Source organism: Pseudomonas sp. R4-84, from assembly GCF_054130985.1.
This window is the reverse complement of sequence record NZ_CP096390.1, coordinates 1,000,011-1,020,679: the sequence shown is the minus strand read 5'-3', so window position 1 is coordinate 1,020,679 and position 20,669 is coordinate 1,000,011. Positions and strand designations below refer to the sequence as shown.

Sequence of the window (20,669 nt, the reverse complement as noted above, 5' to 3'; positions counted from 1 at the left end):
GCCCCGGACGCAGTGCGCCATCAATGTCGGGATAATGTGTTGGCTTCGATATAGGCGAAGTTGATGTCCTCGCCCAACCCCGGCCGATCAGACAGGTGCACATAACCGTCGGCGTCCATCGGATCGACGATGCTGTTGAGATGCGCCGGCACTTGCTCGTAATCGAGGAACGGGTGCAGCAGGCCACGCTCGTACCAACGACAATTGCTGATCGCCCCCACCACGGCGAGGTTCGCCGCGCCGTTGCCGTGGACTTCGCAATCCATGCCGAACGACTCGGCCAGGTGCGCCACTTTCAGGCAGGGCCCGATGCCGCCGACGCCGGCCACGCCGGCGCGCAGGATGTCACAGGATTTGTGCGTGACCCAACTGGCGCGGCTGTGGAATTTGCCGGCGATGCTTTCGGGGCCCAGCACCGGAATATCCAGGTTGGCCGCCAGCCAGGCGTAGGACTCGGCGGAGTCTTCCATCATCGGCTCTTCGAACCAGGCGAAATTCAACTTTTCCAGGGCCTTGCCGATGGTCAGCGCGTCCATGCGGCTGTACCAGTGGTAGCCGTCGAGCATCAGCGCGATGTCCGGGCCAACCGCTTCGCGCACGGCGGCGCAGGCCTGGATATCCATCTGCGGATTTGGCGCGAAGGAAATCGGCGGCATCCAGGTGTGCAGCTTGATTGCCTTGTAGCCGCGCTCGACGAGCTTTTCGGCAAACTGGCCGTACTCATCCGGCGTCGATAGACCGCCCGGCAGATCATCGCCGCACATCGTCGAGCCGTAGGCCAGGACTTTGTCGCGGTAACCGCCGATGAGCTTGTGCACCGGCAGCTTCAGCTTGCGCCCGGCCAGATCCCACAAGGCTTGTTCCACCAGGGCCAGCGCCCGGTCGGTGAACTGCCCTGCGCTACCGCGCTGCCAATGCGCCAGGTCCTGCCAGATGCGCTCACGGTCCATCGGGTCGCGACCGATCAGCACCTTGCGCACGAAGGATTCGATGATGTGCGGTCGAATCAATTCAGGCGTACCGAACGCATAACCCTCCGATCCATCGTCGCAGCTGATCCGCAGCAGGGCCATCTTGATCATGACTTCGTCGCCGGGATGAGCGTGGCCGGCGCTGTCCTGGGCGCGACGCGACGGAGTGGAAAATATTTCGACGTGAACGCCTGTGATTCTCATAGGAAGGGCACCGTTTTGTTATTTAAATTTGTATGTCGTCATACAACGTGTCCGATTATTTGAGCACCTTAGCCGACCTGTCAACCCATAAAATCAACGAAAAAAGAGATTTATCTTGTCCGGACAGCTTTTTACAACCATGACATCTTCAGAAGTCGTCATACCACAAACCACTTCATCGCCACGAATCAGCCCGTGCCCGTTGCGGGAATCATTGGCTACAGTGACTGGACTCATTGGCGCCAGAACTCATGCGGAGGCCGACATGAAGAACTTCAGCATCGAGCGCATCGACCACATCGTCTTGCGCGTGACAGACATCGAACGCAGCCTCGCCTTCTACACATCGGTATTGGGTTGCGAGCTCAGGAAACGTCGGGACGATCTGGGACTGATCCACCTCGGCGCCGGTGCATCGATGATCGATCTGGTGGACGTCGACGGGCCACTTGGCCGTCAGGGTGGCGAAGCAGCGGGCCAACACGGCCATAACGTCGACCATTTCTGCCTACGCATCGAACCGTTCGACGAACCAGCGCTGCTCGCTCATCTACACGCAGCCGGCCTGGATGTCGAGAAAGCGCAAATGCGCTTCGGGGCGGAGGGTAAGGGCTTATCGATCTACTGCTGCGATCCGGATGGCAACCAGATCGAGTTGAAGGGGCCGTCGCTGGAGCCCTGAGCTCCAGCCGGCCTGCTGCGATCAGGCCAAGAGGTGCCTGGAGATGACCTTGGAGATTTCAACGATACCGGTCTTGCCGGTGAATTCGAACTTCACCTTGCCCAGGGACGAAAAGTAAATCTCCAGTTCAGAATCCAGGTCGAAGGTGCCGGAGGTTTCCACCGAGTACGCGACGATGTTTTTATAGGGCAGCGAAGTGAAGTCCTTTTTGCTGCCGGTGATGCCCTGCACGTTCACGGCAATGATGCGTTTGTTGGTAAAGACCACCCCATCGCGCATGGACTTGTAGGCGTCGATGACTTGTTCGCCGTCCAGCAAGAGGGCTGTGACGCGTTCGGCGTACTCATCGTTTTGCTTGAGCTTGAAGAAACCTTTGTTGTTGAAATCGATCATGGAGCGAAGTCCTTGCTGGTATTTGAGAACATCCTGCTTGCTTGATTCTGAAGGCCAGTCCCGGCAGGTGCCAAGCGATTTTACCCACCACGCCAAAACAGCCCGGCGGCCCGCATTTTATCTCCTAGACTTGCCATTGTTTGCTGTTCGCAGGGACATCGAAGGTGTCCGTACGATAAACATAATTCCAAGAGATCCGCCATGCTCAAATCCTTGTGGAAAGCGCTCGCCTGTACATTGGTCATTACCGCATCGGGCGCCGCCATGGCAGCCGATCCCATCGTCATCAAGTTCTCCCACGTAGTCGCCGAGCAGACGCCGAAGGGCCAAGGCGCGCTGATGTTCAAGAAACTGGCGGAAGAACGCTTGGCGGGCAAGGTGAAGGTCGAGGTTTACCCCAACTCCACGCTGTTGGGCGATGACAAGGAGATGGAAGGCTTGCTGCTGGGAGACGTGCAGATCATTGCCAGGTCACTGGCGAAGTTCGAGCAGTACACCCGCAAAGTCCAACTGTTCGACCTGCCGTTCCTGTTCGATGACATCGCGGCGGTAGATCGCTTCCAACAAAGCCCCCAGGGCCAGCAATTGCTCAAGTCCATGGAGAGCAAGAACATCACTGGCCTGGCCTATTGGCACAACGGCATGAAACAGCTCTCGGCGAACAAACCGCTGCGCATGCCCAGCGATGCGCAGGGCCTGGTGTTTCGTGTGCAGACTTCCGCCGTGCTGGAGGAGCAGTTCAAGGCGGTAGGCGCCAAAGGGCAACCGATGATTTTCTCGGTGGTGTATCAGGCCCTGCGCGCGGGTGTGGTCAATGGCGCGGAGAACCCCTATTCGAACTTTTACAACCAGAAACTGAACGAGGTGCAGAAGTACGTCACCGAGACGGACCACGGCATTCTCGACTACATGCTCATTACCACGTCCGATTTCTGGAACGGCCTGCCAGCGGACATTCGCGTCGAACTGGACAAGATCGTGGTCGAGGCAACCGCCCATGCCAACAAAGAGGCGCAGCGACTGAACCAGCACGACAAGGAACGGGTTTTGGCCGCCAAGACCACCGAAATCACTACCCTCACGGCGGACGAGCGCAACGCGTGGCGCGACAAGATGAAGCCCGTTTGGGCGAAGTTTGAAGCAGATATCGGCCCGGACCTGATCAAGGCTGCCGAAGCGTCCAACAAGACGCAGTAAAGCCGCGCACTTGATGTCACAATGCCCCGGCAAGCTAATTTCTGCCTAGACTTGCAACGGTCCCACCGTGCGTTGTGTTTTGAATGAGCCCGCACGGGCGAAACTAAAAATAAAAGGAAACCCCAATGTTTAAACCTATGTGGAAAGCACTCGTCTGCACGCTGGCTCTCAGCGCGCTGAGCACCGCCATGGCGGCTGATCCGGTGGTCATCAAGTTCTCGCACGTGGTGGCTGAACAAACGCCAAAGGGCCAGGGCGCGCTGCTGTTCAAGAAGTTGGTGGAAGAACGCCTGCCGGGCAAAGTCAAAGTCGAGGTGTACCCTAACTCCTCGCTGTTCGGCGACGGCAAGGAAATGGAAGCCCTGCTGTTGGGCGATGTGCAGATGATCGCCCCGTCCCTGGCCAAGTTCGAGCAATACACCAAGACGGTGCAGTTGTTCGACTTGCCCTTCCTGTTCGATGACATCTCCGCCGTGGACCGCTTCCAGCTGAGCCCAGAGGGCCAGAAACTGCTCAAGTCCATGGAAAGCAAGAACATCACCGGCCTGGCCTATTGGCACAACGGCATGAAGCAACTGTCCGCCAACAAGCCACTGCGCGAACCCAAGGACGCCCGTGGCCTGAAGTTCCGCGTACAAGCCTCCGCCGTGCTCGAAGAGCAGTTCAAGGCGGTGAACGCCAACCCGCGCAAGATGAGCTTCGCCGAGGTGTACCAAGGCCTGCAGACTGGCGTGGTCAACGGTGCGGAAAACCCGTACTCGAACATCTACAGCCAGAAAATGCATGAAGTTCAGAAGTACATCACCGAATCCAACCACGGTGTGCTCGACTACATGCTGATCACCAACACCAAGTTCTGGAGCGGCCTGCCGCCAGATGTACGTAGCGAACTGGACAAGATCCTGGTTGAAGTGACCGCGCACGTGAACAAAGAAGCGGCGCAACTGAACCAGAACGACAAGCAGCGCATTATCGACGCCAAGACCACCGAGATCATTACGCTCACGCCTGAAGAGCGCAACGAATGGCGCGAGAAGATGAAACCGGTGTGGAAGAAGTTCGAAGGTGACATCGGTGCCGACCTGATCAAGGCCGCCGAAGCCTCCAACAAGGCTCAGTAATGGGTTGGCCGGCGCTGCCGTCATGGCAGCGCCGACCTGTCGTCCTCCCTGCAGGAGATGCCATCCATGAACGCCCTTCGGCGCACTTGGGAACATTTCGAGGAAGCTTTCATTGCCTTCCTTTTGGCCGCCATGACGTTGGTCACCTTCGTCTACGTGGTCCTCAACAACCTTTATGCGGTGTTCTACAGCCTTGGCGACAACTGGCCGGCCGCCAGCGAGCCCATGTTCGCCATCGGCGACGGCATCATGGGCATGGCCCAGGCCATGACCTGGAGCAGCTCCTTGACCAAGGCGCTGTTCGGCTGGTTAATTTTCTTCGGCTTGTCCTACGGCGTGCGCACCGCCGGGCACATCGGTGTCGATGCGCTGGTGAAACTGGCGAGCAAACCGGTGCAACGCTACATCGGCGTGATCGCCTGCCTGTGCTGCCTGGGTTATGCCGGGTTGCTCGCGGTGGCGAGTTTCGAGTGGATCAACACCTTGATGATTGCCGAGATCGGCGCCGAAGACCTCGGCCACTTCGGCATCATGCAATGGCATATCGGGCTGATCGTGCCCGTAGGATTCGCGTTGGTATTCATCCGCTTTGCGGAAATTCTCGTACGCATCCTGATGAATCGTCAGACCGGCCTGGGCCTGGCTGATGAAGCGGCGGAAGCGATCAAACTGACCGATATCGAGGAAGACAAGCCATGACCATTGCCTTCCTGTTCCTCGCGTTGTTCGTGCTGATGTTTATCGGCGTGCCGATCGCGATTTCCCTGGGCCTGGCCGGATCGCTGACGATCATTTTCTTCAGCCCCGACTCGGTACGTTCCCTGGCGATCAAGCTGTTCGAAACCAGCGAACACTACACCCTGCTGGCGATTCCGTTCTTCCTGCTGGCCGGTGCGTTCATGACCACGGGCGGCGTGGCGCGACGGCTGATCGACTTTGCCAACGCCTGCGTCGGCCACATCCGTGGCGGCCTGGCGATTGCGGCGGTGCTGGCGTGCATGCTGTTTGCCGCCTTGTCCGGCTCCAGCCCCGCGACGGTGGCGGCGGTGGGTTCCATTGCCATCGCCGGCATGGTGCGTTCGGGTTATCCGCAGGCATTTGGCGCGGGTATTGTCTGTAACGCGGGCACCCTGGGCATCTTGATCCCGCCGTCGATCGTCATGGTGGTGTACGCCGCCGCGACCGAAACCTCGGTGGGCAAGTTGTTCATGGCCGGTGTGATACCGGGCCTGCTGCTTGGGACCGCCTTGATGGTGGTGATCTACATTGTCGCCGTGAAGAAAAACCTGCCGGCCATGCCCAGGGCAACCTTGCGTGAATGGCTGACGGCAGCGCGTAAGGCAGGCTGGGGCCTGCTGCTCATGGTGATCATCCTCGGCGGGATTTATTCGGGGATGTTCACACCCACCGAAGCAGCAGCCGTGGCGGCGGTCTACTCAGCGTTTATCGCACTGTTCGTCTACAAGGACCTGACGTTCCGCGAAACGCCCAAGGTGCTGTTGGAGTCGGCCAAGTTGAGCATCATGCTGATGTTCATCATCGCCAACGCCATGCTCTTCGCCCACGTGCTGACCACCGAGCAACTGCCGCAGCAGATCACTGCGTGGGTGATCGAAGCCGGGCTGACGCCGGTGACCTTCCTGCTGGTGGTGAACATCGTGCTGCTGATTGCCGGTGCGTTCATGGAGCCGTCGGCGATCATCCTGATCCTGGCGCCGATCCTGTTCCCCATCGCCATGAAACTGGGCATCGACCCGATCCACCTGGGAATCATCATGGTGGTGAACCTGGAGATCGGCCTGATCACACCGCCGGTGGGGCTGAACCTGTTCGTCACCTCGGCGGTGACCGGCATGTCGTTGACAGCGACCATCCGCGCGGCCATGCCGTGGCTGATGATCCTGCTGGCGTTCCTGGTGCTGATTACTTATGTGCCATGGATCTCGTTGGCATTGCCGAACTGGCTGGGCATGAGCTAAGTCTTGTGGCGAGGGAGCTTGCTCCCTCGCCACACCAGTGCAGCCTCCACAGCCCTCGGGCACATTGCGTTATGATCCTCGCTTTCCTTTGAAAGCAGAGCTTTTCCACGCATGTTGCCGTCCTCTTCCGACACCTCTTGCACCCTGCCCTCCGTCCTTGTAGGCCCGCTGCTTCGGCGGCTGGAGCCCCGGCGGCTGGTGACGTGGCTGGTGGGCTCGCGGCCGTTGGCGTTGACCTTGCGGCTGGACGGCGCAGCCGATCTGCAACTCGACGCCCTGCATTGCACGGTGGTGCCGGTGGGCCGCCACGCGTTTGTGCATTTGATCGATGTGCAACTCGATACCGCCCTGCCGCTGGACGCGGCGATTGACTACGACCTGCTGGTGGACGGTGCCGGCATCGCCGAATGGGCGCCGCATCTGGTGTATGGCGATGCACGGTGTCCAAGTTTCATGGTGCATTCGCACATTGACCAACTGGTCCACGGCTCCTGCCGCAAACCCCATTTCCCCGCCAACGACGGATTGCTCTGCGTCGACCGGTTGTTGGCGCAATGCCCCGAACAACGGCCGGCGCTGCTGATGATGAGCGGCGACCAGGTGTATGCCGATGATGTGGCGGGCCCGATGCTGCGGGCGATCCATGCCTTGATCGAGCGCCTTGGGCTGTTTGAAGAGTGCCTTGAAGGCGCGGTGGTGCAAGACAGCGCCAAGCTTTACCAACACCCGGCCAGTTACTACCACCGCGCCGATCTGCTGCCGGCACTGGAAAGCAACGAAACCCTGCGGGAACGATTTTTCGGCGGGGCGCGCAAGCCGATCTTTACCAGCAGCAGCGCCGATAATCACTTGGTGACCTTCGCTGAAGTCATGGCGATGTATTTGCTGGTGTGGTCACCCGTGCCGTGGACGCTGATCGATCCGCAACCGCCGGAACTGACCGTCGAACGGCGCCAGCGCTACGAGCTGGAACACCAACGGATCGAGGCCTTCAAGACCGGGCTGGACGGCGTGGCGCGGGTATTTGCTCACCTGTCCTGCCTGATGATCTTCGATGATCACGACATCACGGACGACTGGAACCTGTCCGCCCAATGGGAAGAAACCGCCTACGGTCATCCCTTCTCCAAGCGCATCATCGGCAATGCATTGATCGCCTACATGCTCTGCCAGGGCTGGGGCAACAACCCGGATGCCTTTGGTGAGGTCATCCAGCAAACCGTGGCCTTGAGCGGAACCGCCCAGGACCGCTACATCGACAGCGCCCCCCAGGATGCGTTGATCGATAGATTGCTCAGTTTCCAACAATGGCATTACGTGTTGCCGACGACCCCGGCGTTGGTGGTCCTCGACACCCGTACTCGCCGTTGGCGCAGCGAGAGCAGTCTCAAGCAGCCGTCGGGCCTGCTGGATTGGGAGGCCCTGAGCGAACTGCAACAAGAATTGCTCGACCACCCTTCGGCGATCATCGTCTCGCCGGCGCCGATTTTTGGCGTCAAGCTGATCGAGACCGTACAACGGGTGTTCAGCTGGTGCGGCTACCCGCTGCTGGTGGACGCGGAAAACTGGATGGCCCACCGTGGCGCGGCCCAGGTGATTCTGAATATCTTCCGACACTCGCGCACACCGGGCAGCTATGTGGTGCTGTCCGGCGACGTGCATTATTCGTTCGTCTACGAGGTATTGATCCCACATCGCAAGGGTGGCCCGCGCGTCTGGCAGATCACCAGCAGCGGCATCAAGAATGAATTTCCGCCGGCGTTGCTGGAGTGGTTCGACCGCCTGAACCGCTGGCTCTATTCACCCCGTTCGCCGTTGAACTGGTTCACCAAGCGCCGCAGCATGCGCATCGTTCCCCATGTCCCGGAACACGCCGAGGCCGGGGAACGGTTATGGAACTCGGCCGGGATCGGCCAGGTATTTTTCAACGAACAGGGGCAACCGGCGCGAATCTATCAACACAATGCCGATGACAAGCCGCCAACGCGCATGCTGTCGCCAAAAAACCCCATGAGCTGATCACTTGCTGTCAGAGGTCATCAACGCCTATGCAACTGAACGACCGCTTTCGCGAGCAAGCTCGCTCCCATAGGGGGGTTGGGCCAGGTCAGAATGCCAGTTGCAGGCTCTGCTGGCCTTCAAGGCTGAGCAAATACTGTTTGGCGGCGAGGCCGCCGGCGAAACCGGTGAGGCTGCCGGAGGTACCGATGACCCGATGACACGGGGCGATGATCGAGATCGGATTGCGGCCGTTGGCCGCCCCTACCGCCCGGGTCGCGGTCGGTTGGCCGATCTGGATGGCGATGTCGCGATAGCTGCGGGTTTCGCCGAACGGGATGGTCAGCAACGCCTGCCAGACCTGCACCTGGAAGTCAGTGCCGGCGAAGTCCAGTGCCAGCTCGAACTGGCGGCGCTGACCGGCGAAATATTCAAGCAGCTGGCGCTCGGCCTCCTTGAGGGTCGGGTGATCGCTGTCGAGCTCCAGCGGTCCGAGGCGCACCCGGTTGAGCCGTTCGTTTTCCCACAGGATGGCTGCCAGCTTGGCGTCGCGAGCAACGAGGATCAGCTCGCCGACCGGGGATGGGATGGTTTTGTACAACGGCAACATTCGAGTGATTCCTTGGCTCAAACCCAATAGGTGCTTGTGGCGAGGGAGCTTGCTCCCGCTGGCATGAAGCAGCCCCATGCAAAGCCTGATACACCGCGGCGCTTGATGTTGGGGTCCGCTTCGCAACCCAGCGGGAGCAAGCTCCCTCGCCACAGGTTTCTCACAGCATCGTCATCCCAACAATCCCAACGCTTTGGCCCGAGCCACGGCCTGGGTGCGGCGCTCGACGCCGAGCTTGCTGTTGATATGGCTGGCGTGGGTCTTCACCGTGTGCAGCGAGATGAACAGTTGCTCGCTGATCTCCTGATTGGAACATCCCTGGGCAATCAGTTGCAGCACCGCTCGCTCCCGGCTACTGAGGGTCTCCACCGATGGCGCGGCCTCGACAGGCAGTACCGTCGACGGTAAACGATCGAGCAACTGTTGACGCAACTCGCTGTGCGGAGCTTGCAGCAGTTGCTCACGCAACCATTCGGGACGCTCCTTGAACAACCATTCAAATGGCTGCAGCGCCCCCCCGATGGCGGCTTCGAAAGCCTCGGCCAATGTGCCGCGCGCATCGGGTTCGCGGCCCACGCTCAGCAGCAAGGCGACTTTCTGGTTGAGCACCATCACGGCGAGCATCTGCCGTCCGGTTTGCTGGGCGTGCTGGAGCAACGCATCGAGCCGCCCTTCAGCCTGCATCGGCTGGCCGCGGATGGACTCCAGCAGGGCTTGTTGCAGCTCGACATGCAGCGGCAGTTGCGGATGGAATTCCGGTGGCGCGGCGGCCCGTTCGCCGGTATAGGTCTGCCCCAGCCGCGCCAGCCAGGCTTCGGCCAGTTCAGTGCGACCCTGGGCCAACCAGAGCTCGCATTTCACAAGGGTGATCATCGCCAGGTAGTACACCGGCGGAACATCCCAGATATGCATCAGGCGCTCGGCTTCGGCCAGTTCGGCAAAGGCTCGGGCAAATTCGCCCGCGTGGCCTTCGACGCGGGCGATCACGCAATGGCCGATCAACACGCTGATATCCCGGCAGGCACGGGCTTCAGTGAGGCCTGCCTGCAACCGCGCCAACCCGGCCGTGGATTGCATGCGCAGCGTCAACAGGAAACCTTCGTACAGGACCAGTCGCGCGCGCACCGCATACAACCGTTGAGGCGAGAGCGCGTGCAAGCGCTGCAAGCCCTGTTTCACCTCATCGAGCGCCCTCAGGATTTCCCCTCGGGCCTGCAACACCCGGGCGCGATCGTAATGGGCCAAAGCCTCGAAGAGTGGGTTGCCGACCCGCTGCGCCAGTTCCAGGGAATCGCGGTTCAGCGCACGGGCGCGCCACAGGTCGCCGTCGGCAATCGCCAGGTTCGACAAGGTGGACAAGCACATCAGGCGTTGGCCGTAACGTTTTTGCGGCAGGCTTTCCAGGGCTTCGGTGCAATAGCGAAGGGTGGCCTGGCGATCGCCACGGCCACGGGCGACGATGCCGCTCAGGGCCAGCCACTGGGCGAGCATGGATTTATGCGCGGTGGCCGACGGGGCCGGCAGGAAGCGGCTCAAATGAGCGGCCAGCTCCTGCGCGGCATCGAGTTGGCAGGCCAGGCCCAAGGCCCAGCTGTAGAGCACGATCAAGCGCGGCGTGCTGATGAGCAGGCTGTCGGGCAGGTCCATTTTCCAGCGCAGCAACATACCGACATTCTGTTCGGCCAGCAGTTGTTCCTCCGAAAGGTTTTGCACCAGGTTTGCCGCCACGTCCAGATGCCCGGCGCGCAGCGCCTGCTCCACCGCTTCATCGATCAGGCCTTGGGCGTTGAACCAGCGACAGGCGCGCAGGTGCAACGTTGCGCCCGGCACCATGGCTTGCGCGCTGGGCCGACTGCGCAACAGATCGGAAAACAGGTGATGGAAGCGATACCAGCGCCCGTGCTCGTCCAACGGCACGAGGAAAACCTGATGGGCCGCCAGGTATTGGAGAATTTCCTGGCTGTCGTGGGCGTCGCGCACCGCATCGCACAGCTCGCTGCAAAAACGTTCCTGCGGGGCGATGTCGTAGAGAAACGCTTGCACCTCGGCGGGCAGGCAATCGATGACTTCCTCCAGCAGATAGTCACGGATCAGCCCTTCCCCGCCGTGCAGGGCCTGGGGCAATCGCCCCTCGCTGCCGGCCTCGGAAGCAGCCAGCAGCCAGAAACGCAACCCGGCGACCCAGCCTTCGCTGCGCTGGATCAGGTTTTCCAAGGCTTCCCCACGCAGTGAACTGCTGTGGTGCTGAAGCAGCGTCAGCGCTTCGTCGTGGGTCAGGCGCAGGTCCTGCTCGTTGAGTTCCAGCAACTGGCGCGACAGGCGCAAACGCGCCAGATGCCAATCCGGCCGCTGGCGACTGGTCACCAGCACCAGCAACCCATCGGGCAAGTGGTTGAGGAAAAACTGCAAGCAGCGATCCAGCACCGGACTCTGGGCGAGATGGTAGTCATCGAGCACCAGCAGCAAGGGCGCCCGTGGCGATAGATGCCCGGACAGCTCGTCCAGCAGGCCGTCCAGCCATTCCTCGAAAGCAAAGGGCTGGTGGCGCTGGCGCATCTTCAACAGGCCCAACGCCTGGCCGCCCAACTGGGGAAAAAACGCCTGGAGCCCTTCAAGCAACCGCTCCAGGAAACGCCCCGGATCGTTGTCCCTGGCACTGAGCCCCAACCAGAGGCTGTGCCAATGCGTCGGCAAACCCTGGCAAAACTCCACCGCCAACGAACTCTTGCCGAACCCCGCCGGGGCGCTCACCAACAGCAACCGGCCGCCGAGCCCCGCGCTCAGGCGCTCGCACAACCGCGGCCGCACGACGTGGCCATCGGGCAAAGGGGGGCGATAAAAGCGCCCTTCCTGTACCGCGAAGGCTGCGCGGGAAGAATCCGGGAGTGAAGACAGATCAGTCATGGCCGGCTCTTGTTGGGATGCGGGTGGCGGCGTTGCAGATGTCCGCAGACTAGCCGTAAACGAGGACGTATTGAAGGGAGTGCTACAAATGGCTACAAAAAGACTACAGATTGTTTATGGCGGTTGTGGCGAGGCAGCTTGCTCCCGCTGGGTTGCGAAGCGCCCCCCAAAACGGACCGCCCTGGCTTATCGGATACCGTGGGAGGGTTTGATCTGGGACTGCTTCGCAGTCCAGCGGGAGCAAGCTCCCTCGCCACAAAAGATATGCGTTGGCAAAAAAAACGCCCCGAACCAGTCGGGGCGTTTTTTCGAGGATGCGGCCTCGGGCAAAGCGGTTAGCGAACGCCTTCCTGGCGCAGCGCCGCTGGGGTGAAGTCGCTGGTGGACGCGGTGAAGCCGAAGTCGTAGGCCGATTTCTCTTCGTTCTTCATGCCCAGGGCCAGGTAACGACCGGACTGCAGGTCGTAGAGGGTTTCCAGGGCGTACCACGGCACTTGCTTGTCGTAGTAGTTCTCGGCATGGGCCTCGGCCACGCGCCACAGTTGGCCACGACCGTCGTAGTGGTCGATGACCGCCGCTTGCCAGGTGTCTTCGTCGATATAGAAGTCACGCTTGGCGTAGATATGGCGCTGGCCTTCCTTCAGGGTCGCGGTCACGTGCCAGACACGACGCAGTTCATAGCGCGCCAGGTCCTGGTTGATGTGGCCGGCCTTGAGGATGTCGGCGTACTTGAGTTGCGGCGAATCGATCTTGTGGCTGTTGGAGGCGATGTACAGCTCTTTCTTGCCTTCAAGCTTCCAGTCGTAACGATCCGGCGCGCCGTTGTACATGTCCAGGTTGTCGGAGGTGCGCAGGCCGTCGGCGGCGGTACCCGGGCCGTCATAGGCGACTTGCGGGGCCTGGCGCACACGGCGTTGGCCGGCGTTGTAGATCCAGGCCTTGCGTGGTTCCTTCACCTGGTCGAGGGTTTCGTGAACCAGCAGCACGGTACCCGCCAGGCGTGCCGGCGCGGTCACTTGCTGCTTGAAGTAGAACAGCACGTTGCCCGGGTTGGCCGGATCGAAGCCCTTGATCTTGTCGCGGAAGACGAACTGATCCTGGAAGTACACCAGGTTGTACGAACCGTTTGGCTGCGGCGTGGCCTGGGTCACCAGGCGGGTCACGCTGCCGCCGCGATAGCGGGTGATGTGGTTCCAGATCACTTCGAGTCCGCTCTGGGGAATCGGGAACGGCACGGCCGTCTCGAAATTCTCCAGGCCGTTGCCGCCGCCCACCAGTTTGGTGTTCACGGCGTTTTTCTTGATGGAGGCCAACACGTCATCGGGCACGGTTGCGCCGCGATGGGTCGTGTAGACCGGCATCTTGAAGGTTTCCGGGTAGCGCTTGAACATCGCGTACTGGCCGGGGGCGAGTTTGTCCTTGTACTGGTCGACGTTTTGCGCGGTGATCGTGAACAACGGTTTTTCACTGGCGTACGGATCGGCGAGGAAACCCTTGCCGTCCACGCTACCGGCGTTCTTGGTCATGGGTTTCCAGGCCGAAATCGAACCATCGGCGTTACCCGCCATCTCGGCGCCCATCGGCGTCAGGCTCTTGCCCAGCTTATCGGCTTCGGCCGCAGGCACGGCGGCCATGACGCTGGCCGCCAGCAGGGACAACCCCAGCGCTCCAACTTGCAACAGATTCATTGTTATTTTCATAGTGTGTCGTCCTGAAATACGGTGCTTAGAAGTTCACGCCGACGCTGAGCGCCACGAAATCCCGGTCGTCCACGGTGGTGTACTTGCCGTCGAAGAAATTGGTGTAGGCCAGGCTGGCGGTATAGGTGTTCTGGTATTCGGCATCAACACCCAGGCTCACAGCCTTGCGGCCTTCCTCGAAGTTGGCGCCAGGGCCTGGCGAGTAGCCCTTGACGTCATGGGACCAAGCTACGTTGGGACGGAGATTTACACCGGCAAATACGTCGTTGTAGTCCCAAATGGCACGACCGCGATAACCCCAAGAGTTTGCCGTGGTGAATCCGTCATTTTCGCAATAGCGACTAGCGTTGTTCTGCGCTCCGCCTGCCAGGGTCGAACCGTTCAATATCTCACATTGGCCATTCGGCAAAGGCCCAGGGCCATAGCTCGGATCACGGCCATAACGCGCCTTGGAAGTGCTTTCCAGACCGCCGACGTGAGTGAAGCCGACCTCGCCTACGAGGGTCAGACGCTCGGCACCCATGACCTGATCGAAGAAGTGGGTAAAAGTGGTTTGCAGCTGTGTCACTTCTTTGCGGCGATAGCCTGGCTGGTCCGTGTCTGCCTGTCCTGGCAGTACGGAAACATCGGGGTTCAAAGGCGTCAATCCGGAAAACAGGATATCGGTGGTATTGAGCTGGACCGGCGCATTCGGGCGGTAGCTGATTTCGCCGCTCCATGCGGTACCTGTGGGCAATGTGGTCGAGAAACTCAGGCCATACAGGCGGATATCTTCGGGATACTCGACGTAGTAGTTTGAATTACCTGCGACAACCATCGGTACCATGGCTTGAGCCATGGCAACCGCTTGAGCAAACGGAATGCCGGCAGCCATCAGCGACCCTACCAATCCGGGTCCGCTGGTATAAGCGCTGGCTGGTGCACCATGACCACTGAAAATTGGTGCACGGCTGTGGTAGTTCATGAAATAAGCGCCAAACTCGGTATCCAGCGGCTCGTACATGTACTTGAAAGACACGCCGAACTGGCCGCTGTCCCGAGCATCACGGTCGGGGCCACGACGCACCAAAGTGCCTTCGCCATCTACGTCCACACCGAACGCACCCAACGTAGGCATGGCAGCCGCCGGAATCGCCGACGCGCTCCTCAGCACTCGCAGGTTACTGTCACAACCATCGGAAATGACGTCCGGCTGCGAGAAGAAAGTCCCGCAGTTGTCAGTAACGGTCTGATCCCACTCCAACTGGTAGAACGCTTCAGCCGACAAGTTATCGGTCAAGCTCTGTGACACATAGAACATATTGACCGGGATCAGCCCTTCCTTGACCTCGGCGCCCGGACGACGGAACGCGGACACATCGACCGGGTTGATGGCATTGATGCCGTTCTGAATGAAGGTGCTCTCGCCCCAACTAACCACCTGCTTGCCGAGGCGCACCGAGCCGGGCTGATCGGCAATGGCGTAGTTGTGGTAAATGAACGCATCGAGAATCTGCCCGCCGGAAGACTGAGCGCCTTCCTTGCGGTTGCTGTCGCTGATGTCCTTGAACGGACGGCTTTCGTCCTTGAGCTCAAAGTCATACCAGTACTTGCCACGCACAAACACACCGGTGTCGCCGTACTTCAGCTCCAGGTCATGGATACCCTTGAAGATCTTCGAGAAAGTTTCCCCTCGCTTGAAATTCAAGTGACCGTCATCAGAGGTCTGGGACAAACCATGGCCACCGTTGTTGACGCCGATCAGGTTCTTGTTGGCCTTGGCCGTGGACCAGCTCGCGCCGACCGACAGGGACGAATCGAACTGGCCTTCGATTTCACCAATGTTGAAGCTGACGCCGAATGCCGGGCCGGCGAGCGAGGAGGCAAGACTGACGGCCAGAGGCAGTTTTGCCCGGCGCCAGAAAGTGTTTGCTGAGGTCATCGACGCAACTCCATGTGTTTTATTGTTATGGCAGTGGACGTTTCCGGAAACCCTTCGCCGTGCTGGCACGCGCGTCCCATTCCGAAAAGCCTTGAGCGGACTATAGCCAGCAGGTAGTACGGCTTGATCCCTCTAAAGTGTGATTTGCAGCCCCCGACCACTCTGGAACAGTCCTTCGCCAGGCCGACGTTTGTCGGCACGGCAAGGATGGCTGAAATTTCCTATTTAACAAGACAAGCGCTTGCTTGGTGGGGCTGCCGTGCCCTTTTCGGGCACGGCGAGGACGCTCAAAGCGTCGAAAGGAAGGTGCTGTTGTTGCTCTGCCATTCGGTGATGTCGACGCGGATACGTTTCTTGTCGAGCTTGCCGACGCTGGTCTTGGGAATTTCCGTAACAAGGGCAATCTGGCTAGGGATCGCCCATTTGCTCAGGTGCCCCAGCTCGACAAACGGCTTGAGGTGCTCCTTGAGCTCGCGAGCCCCGATCTGGTGCCCCTCACGAACGACCAGCAAGGCAAACGGCCGCTCGCCCCACTGCGGGTCGGGAATGCCGACCACTGCTACTTCGCGTACCGCCACATGCCGACTGATAAGGTCTTCCAGGTCCAGGGACGAGATCCATTCGCCGCCGGTCTTGATCACATCCTTGATGCGGTCGCGAATGTCGATGAAGCCCATGCCGTCGAGCGTGGCGACGTCGCCAGTGTGCAACCAGCCGCCACTCCAGAGTTCGGCGCCCTTTTGCGGTTCGTTGAAATAACCTTCGGTGAGCCATGGCGCGCGCAATACCAATTCGCCCTGGGTTTCGCCATCGGCGGGAAGGAAGCGGCCCTCGCCGTCGACGATCGCTGCCTCCACCAGTGGCCCTGGCACGCCGGCCTTGATCCGATAAGTGATGCGCTCGTCTTCGCCGCCGGCCATCAACTCATCGTTGAGGTGGGCGCAGGACACCAGCGGGCCGGTTTCGGACATGCCGTAGGCGGCGGTGAGCTGGATGCCCTTGGCCTTCGCCGCCTCGTACAGGCTGCGGTTCAGGGCGCTGCCGCCGATGACGATTTTCCAGCCGCCGAAATCGGTGTCCTGGGCGCCCTTGGCGTTGAGGACCATTTGCAGGATGGTCGGCACGCAGTGGGAAAAAGTGACCTTTTCCTTGCGCCACAGCTCCACCAGGAACTCCGGGTCGTAGCGACCGGGGTAGACCTGCTTGAGGCCGAGCATGGTTGCCACGTACGGCAAGCCCCAGGCGTGAACGTGGAACATGGGGGTGATGGGCATGTACACGTCGTTGGTGCCCAGCAGGCGCACGCTGTCGATGGCGCCCATGATGGTCGACACACCCAGGGTGTGCAGCACCAGCTGCCGATGGGTGAAATACACGCCCTTGGGGTTGCCCGTGGTGCCGGTGGTATAGAACGTGGTGGCGACGGAGTTTTCGTCGAAATCCTGGAAATCGTAGGTCGGACTGGCGCCGGCCAGCAGTTGCTCGTACTCGCCCACGAGGTCGGGCAGGTCGGCGGTCTTGTCCGGCTGGTCGGTCAGCAGTAGCGTCTTTTTCACCGTTGTCAGCTGGCCGGCGATCGCCTGGTACAAGCCGACGAACTCGCTGTTGACCAGCACGAAGCGATCCTCGGCGTGGTTCATGGTGTAGAGGATCTGTTCCGGCGACAGTCGCACGTTGATGGTATGGATCACCGCGCCGATCATCGGGATAGCGAACATGCATTCCAGGTACCGATGGCTGTCCCAGTCCATGACCGCCACGGTATCCCCGGCTTTCACCCCGGCCTCGGTCAGCACGTTGGCCAGCCGTGCGACGCGCTCGATCAGGGTGGGGTAGCTGTAGCGCAACTGGTCCCGGTAGATGATCTCGCGGGTTTTCTCATAGCGTGCGCCGGACATCAGCAGCCGCTTGATCAGCAACGGGTATTGGTAAACGCCCTCGGCTGGAGGAATAACGCGAGTCTGCAACATAGGAATCCCTTTTCTGACTGCACGGTCTAGGCTGGAAAAGTAAGCACTTTAAAGCGCTTGTCCGCGGATCAAATCAGCCGAAGGAATGATTTGATCCGCCCGCAAACACTAGCCTTGAGCCATCATCAGGATTCGCTCAACTCGCTCAATGGGCCTCGGTGAACGCCAGTTTCACGCCGATGGCGATCAGCACGGCGCCCATGGTCCGGTCGAACCAATGGCCCATGCGGGCAAAACCGGCACGCACCCGCGCCTGGCTGAACAACATTGCAACCATGCAGAACCAGGCCGCCGTGGCAACCGCCAGGTACACACCGTAGCCGGCCTGGATCGCCAGGGGCGTATGGGGATTGATGACCACGGTAAACAGCGACAGGAAGAACAGCGTCGCCTTGGGGTTCAGGCCGTTGGTGACGAAGCCTGCGGTAAACGCGCCGCGAGCGGTACGTTCGCCGGCCTCCTTGTGCAGGTTTTCCGGGTTCGCCTTGGCCGGCTGGGCGCGCAGGGCCTTGAAGCCGATGTAGAGCAGGTAAGCGGCGGCGGCCCACTTCAAGGCGTTGAACAGCACGATCGACTGGGACACGATCAGGCCGATGCCCAGCAATGAATACCCCACGTGCAGGAAAATCGCCGTGCCGACCCCCAACGCCGTCCAGGTCCCGGCGCGGCGGCCGTGGGTCACGCTTTCGCGGACCACCACGGCGAAGTCCGGGCCAGGGCTGGCCACGGCCAACAGGTGGATCAGGGCGACAGTGAGAAATTCGGCGAGGTACATGGTGGTGCTCCTGGCGACAATCTTTGTTGAATGAAATCCGTGGCGAGGAGCTTGCTCCCGCTCGGCTACGCAGCAGTCGCTCGTCGCGTATCGGGGCCTTGCCTTGCAGGCCAGCGGGAGCAAGCTCCCTCGCCACGGCAACTCTTCTGATAGGCTCGCCACATTACGCCTTCAGTCTTCTACATGACAGGTACAGCTGATGACCAATACCGCACGCGCAGTTTTCCTCGATCACGCTTCACTGGACCTCGGCGACCTGGAGCTGGCTCCATTGCGCGATTGCTTCACCGAACTGCAGCTGTTTCCCGGCACCCGCCCGGATGAGGTGGCAGGCCGGCTCGAGGGCGCCACGGTGGCGATCACCAACAAGGTCGTGATCGACGCAGCCGCGATGGCCGCCAACCCTGAACTGAAGCTGATCCTGATCAGCGCCACCGGCACCAATAACGTCGACCTCGCCGCTGCCCGCAGCCATGGCATCGTCGTCAGCAACTGCCAGGGCTATGGCACACCGTCGGTGGCCCAGCACACGATCATGCTGCTACTGAACCTGGCGACGCGCCTGGGCGACTATCAAAAATCCGTGGGCGAAGGCCGCTGGCAACAGGCTTCGCAGTTCTGCCTGCTGGACTACCCGATCGTCGAACTGCAGGACAAGACCCTCGGGCTGCTCGGCCATGGCGAACTGGGTGGCGCCGTCGCACGGCTGGCCGAAGCCTTCGGCATGCGCGTGCTGCTGGGGCAGATTCCAGGAAGGCCCGCCCGTGCGGACCGCGTGGCCCTGGACCAACTGTTACCCGCGGTGGACGCCTTGACCTTGCATTGCCCGCTCAACGAGCACACCCGCCACTTCATTGGCGCGCGTGAACTGGCGTCGCTCAAACCCGGCGCGTTCGTAGTCAACACCGCACGCGGTGGCCTCATCGACGAACAGGCACTGGCCGATGCGCTGCGCAGCGGTCACCTGGGCGGGGCGGCCACCGACGTGTTGAGCGTGGAGCCGCCGACCCAGGGCAATCCGCTGTTGGCAGGTGATATCCCCCGGCTGATCGTCACGCCGCACAACGCCTGGGGCAGCCGCGAGGCCAGGCAACGGATCGTCGGCCAACTGGCGGAAAACGCCCGGGGCTTTTTCAGCGGTACAGCGCAACGAGTCGTCAATTGATAGACTGCCGCACTTTTTTACAAGGAGCAGACCATGGATCCGCGCAGTGAAGTACTGCTTCGTCAGGCCGAGTTATTCCAGGGTCCGGTCCTGCTGGCCGGGCTCCCCGCCGACGACCTGCTTGGCCGCTTGCCCGAGGCCCATGGCTGGTGCTGGCATGCCGGCGACCAGGCGGCCCTGGATGCCCGCTTCCCAGGGCGCAGCCATTTTGGCGTGAATGTACCCGAACTTTCGTTCGACGCTGCCGTGGTCTTCCTGCCCAAGGCCAAGGACCTGACCGACTACATCCTCAACGCCGTTGCCGCGCGCCTGGCTGGGCGCGAGGTGTATCTGGTGGGGGAAAAGCGCAGCGGCATCGAAGGCGCTTCCAAGCAGCTCAACCCCTTTGGCAAGCCGCGCAAGCTCGACAGCGCGCGGCATTGCCAACTGTGGCAGGTCACCGTCGCCAACGTCCCTGAAGCCAAGCCGCTGGAAAGCCTCGCCCAAACCTATGAACTGCCACTGGTCGAGGGCCCGCTCAAGGTCATCAGTTTGCCGGGAGTCTTCAGTCACGGCCGCCTTGATCGCGGCAGCGCGCTGTTGCTGGAGCATCTGGACAAGCTGCCCAGCGGCCACCTGCTGGACTTCGGCTGCGGCGCCGGCGTGCTGGGGGCGGCGGTCAAGCGACGCTATCCCCATAACACCGTGACGCTGCTGGACGTGGATGCCTTCGCCGCCGCCAGCAGTCGATTGACGCTGGCCGCCAATGGCCTGGAAGCCGAAGTGCTGACGGGTGACGGGATCGACGCCGCGCCCATGGGCCTGAACGCGATTCTTAGCAACCCGCCGTTCCACGTCGGCGTACACACCGACTACCACGCGACCGAAAACCTGTTGCGAAAAGCGGCCAAACATCTGAAAAACGGCGGCGAACTGCGCCTGGTTGCCAACAGTTTCCTGAAGTATCAGCCGTTGATCGAAGAGCACCTGGGCCCCTGCGCGATCAAGGCCGAGGGCCAAGGCTTTCGCATCTACCGGGCCAAGCGCGGCTGAAGCGTTTTTGAGAAACAGCGCTTGCCCAATCGGATTTGCCTAGGCAG

General features: G+C 60.9%; 16 protein-coding genes. 8 read left to right on the top strand and 8 right to left on the bottom strand.

Going from position 1 to position 20,669, the window contains the following annotated elements; all coding sequences use genetic code 11:
* Positions 1 to 20: 20 nt before the first annotated feature.
* Complete coding sequence (locus M1D68_RS04750) at positions 21 to 1,175, bottom strand: mandelate racemase family protein (protein ID WP_420764107.1); 1,155 nt, start codon at positions 1,173 to 1,175, stop codon at positions 21 to 23.
* 265 nt (positions 1,176 to 1,440) lie between these two features.
* Here M1D68_RS04750 and M1D68_RS04745 point away from each other — a divergent pair, with 265 nt between their 5' ends.
* On the top strand, positions 1,441 to 1,857 hold the full coding sequence (locus M1D68_RS04745) for a VOC family protein (RefSeq protein ID WP_457969457.1): 417 nt from the start codon (positions 1,441 to 1,443) through the stop codon (positions 1,855 to 1,857).
* Between the two features lie 21 nt (positions 1,858 to 1,878).
* On the opposite strand, the gene M1D68_RS04740 is transcribed toward M1D68_RS04745, so the two are convergent.
* Positions 1,879 to 2,250, bottom strand: a complete 372-nt coding sequence (locus tag M1D68_RS04740) for a PH domain-containing protein (protein ID WP_039592153.1) — start codon at positions 2,248 to 2,250, stop codon at positions 1,879 to 1,881.
* 201 nt (positions 2,251 to 2,451) lie between these two features.
* Between M1D68_RS04740 and M1D68_RS04735 the strand changes: the two genes are divergently transcribed.
* From M1D68_RS04735 to M1D68_RS04715, 5 genes are all read left to right on the top strand, one after another.
* Positions 2,452 to 3,447: a TRAP transporter substrate-binding protein gene (locus M1D68_RS04735; protein ID WP_434562385.1), complete on the top strand. Its 996-nt coding sequence runs from the start codon at positions 2,452 to 2,454 to the stop codon at positions 3,445 to 3,447.
* A gap of 125 nt (positions 3,448 to 3,572) precedes the next feature.
* A complete protein-coding gene (dctP, locus tag M1D68_RS04730; RefSeq protein ID WP_420764104.1) occupies positions 3,573 to 4,568 on the top strand; it encodes a C4-dicarboxylate TRAP substrate-binding protein DctP in 996 nt (331 codons plus the stop codon).
* A 66-nt stretch (positions 4,569 to 4,634) separates the two neighbouring features.
* Positions 4,635 to 5,267 carry a TRAP transporter small permease gene (locus M1D68_RS04725; protein WP_420764103.1) on the top strand — a complete coding sequence of 211 codons (633 nt, stop codon included), beginning with the start codon at positions 4,635 to 4,637 and terminating at the stop codon, positions 5,265 to 5,267.
* Positions 5,264 to 6,547, top strand: coding sequence for a C4-dicarboxylate TRAP transporter large permease protein DctM (gene dctM / locus M1D68_RS04720; protein WP_420764102.1), 1,284 nt, complete (start codon positions 5,264 to 5,266; stop codon positions 6,545 to 6,547). Before M1D68_RS04725 ends, dctM begins: the two co-directional genes overlap by 4 nt.
* Positions 6,548 to 6,658: 111 nt before the next feature.
* Positions 6,659 to 8,566, top strand: a complete 1,908-nt coding sequence (locus M1D68_RS04715; RefSeq protein ID WP_457969454.1) for an alkaline phosphatase D family protein — start codon at positions 6,659 to 6,661, stop codon at positions 8,564 to 8,566.
* Between the two features lie 88 nt (positions 8,567 to 8,654).
* Here the strand turns inward: M1D68_RS04715 and M1D68_RS04710 are convergent, their stop codons facing one another.
* The 6 genes from M1D68_RS04710 to M1D68_RS04685 form a co-directional block, all read right to left on the bottom strand.
* The gene (locus M1D68_RS04710) at positions 8,655 to 9,155 is read right to left on the bottom strand and encodes a methylated-DNA--[protein]-cysteine S-methyltransferase (RefSeq protein ID WP_457969452.1); all 501 of its coding nucleotides are present in this window, start codon (positions 9,153 to 9,155) and stop codon (positions 8,655 to 8,657) included.
* Positions 9,156 to 9,326: 171 nt separating this feature from the next.
* Positions 9,327 to 12,059 (bottom strand): LuxR C-terminal-related transcriptional regulator, encoded by a 2,733-nt coding sequence (locus M1D68_RS04705; RefSeq protein WP_434675366.1) that lies wholly within the window; start codon positions 12,057 to 12,059, stop codon positions 9,327 to 9,329.
* A 335-nt stretch (positions 12,060 to 12,394) separates the two neighbouring features.
* Entirely contained in the window at positions 12,395 to 13,759 is a 1,365-nt protein-coding gene (locus M1D68_RS04700) for a DUF1329 domain-containing protein (RefSeq protein ID WP_457969450.1), read from the bottom strand.
* Between the two features lie 25 nt (positions 13,760 to 13,784).
* Positions 13,785 to 15,680, bottom strand: a complete 1,896-nt coding sequence (locus M1D68_RS04695; protein WP_420764097.1) for a DUF1302 domain-containing protein — start codon at positions 15,678 to 15,680, stop codon at positions 13,785 to 13,787.
* A 287-nt stretch (positions 15,681 to 15,967) separates the two neighbouring features.
* Positions 15,968 to 17,650: a fatty acid--CoA ligase gene (locus tag M1D68_RS04690; protein WP_434675368.1), complete on the bottom strand. Its 1,683-nt coding sequence runs from the start codon at positions 17,648 to 17,650 to the stop codon at positions 15,968 to 15,970.
* A gap of 145 nt (positions 17,651 to 17,795) precedes the next feature.
* Positions 17,796 to 18,425: a LysE family transporter gene (locus M1D68_RS04685; protein ID WP_420764095.1), complete on the bottom strand. Its 630-nt coding sequence runs from the start codon at positions 18,423 to 18,425 to the stop codon at positions 17,796 to 17,798.
* 199 nt (positions 18,426 to 18,624) lie between these two features.
* Between M1D68_RS04685 and M1D68_RS04680 the strand changes: the two genes are divergently transcribed.
* Positions 18,625 to 19,590, top strand: coding sequence for a 2-hydroxyacid dehydrogenase (locus tag M1D68_RS04680; protein ID WP_457969448.1), 966 nt, complete (start codon positions 18,625 to 18,627; stop codon positions 19,588 to 19,590).
* Between the two features lie 33 nt (positions 19,591 to 19,623).
* Positions 19,624 to 20,622: a methyltransferase gene (locus tag M1D68_RS04675; protein ID WP_420764093.1), complete on the top strand. Its 999-nt coding sequence runs from the start codon at positions 19,624 to 19,626 to the stop codon at positions 20,620 to 20,622.
* Positions 20,623 to 20,669: the final 47 nt, after the last annotated feature.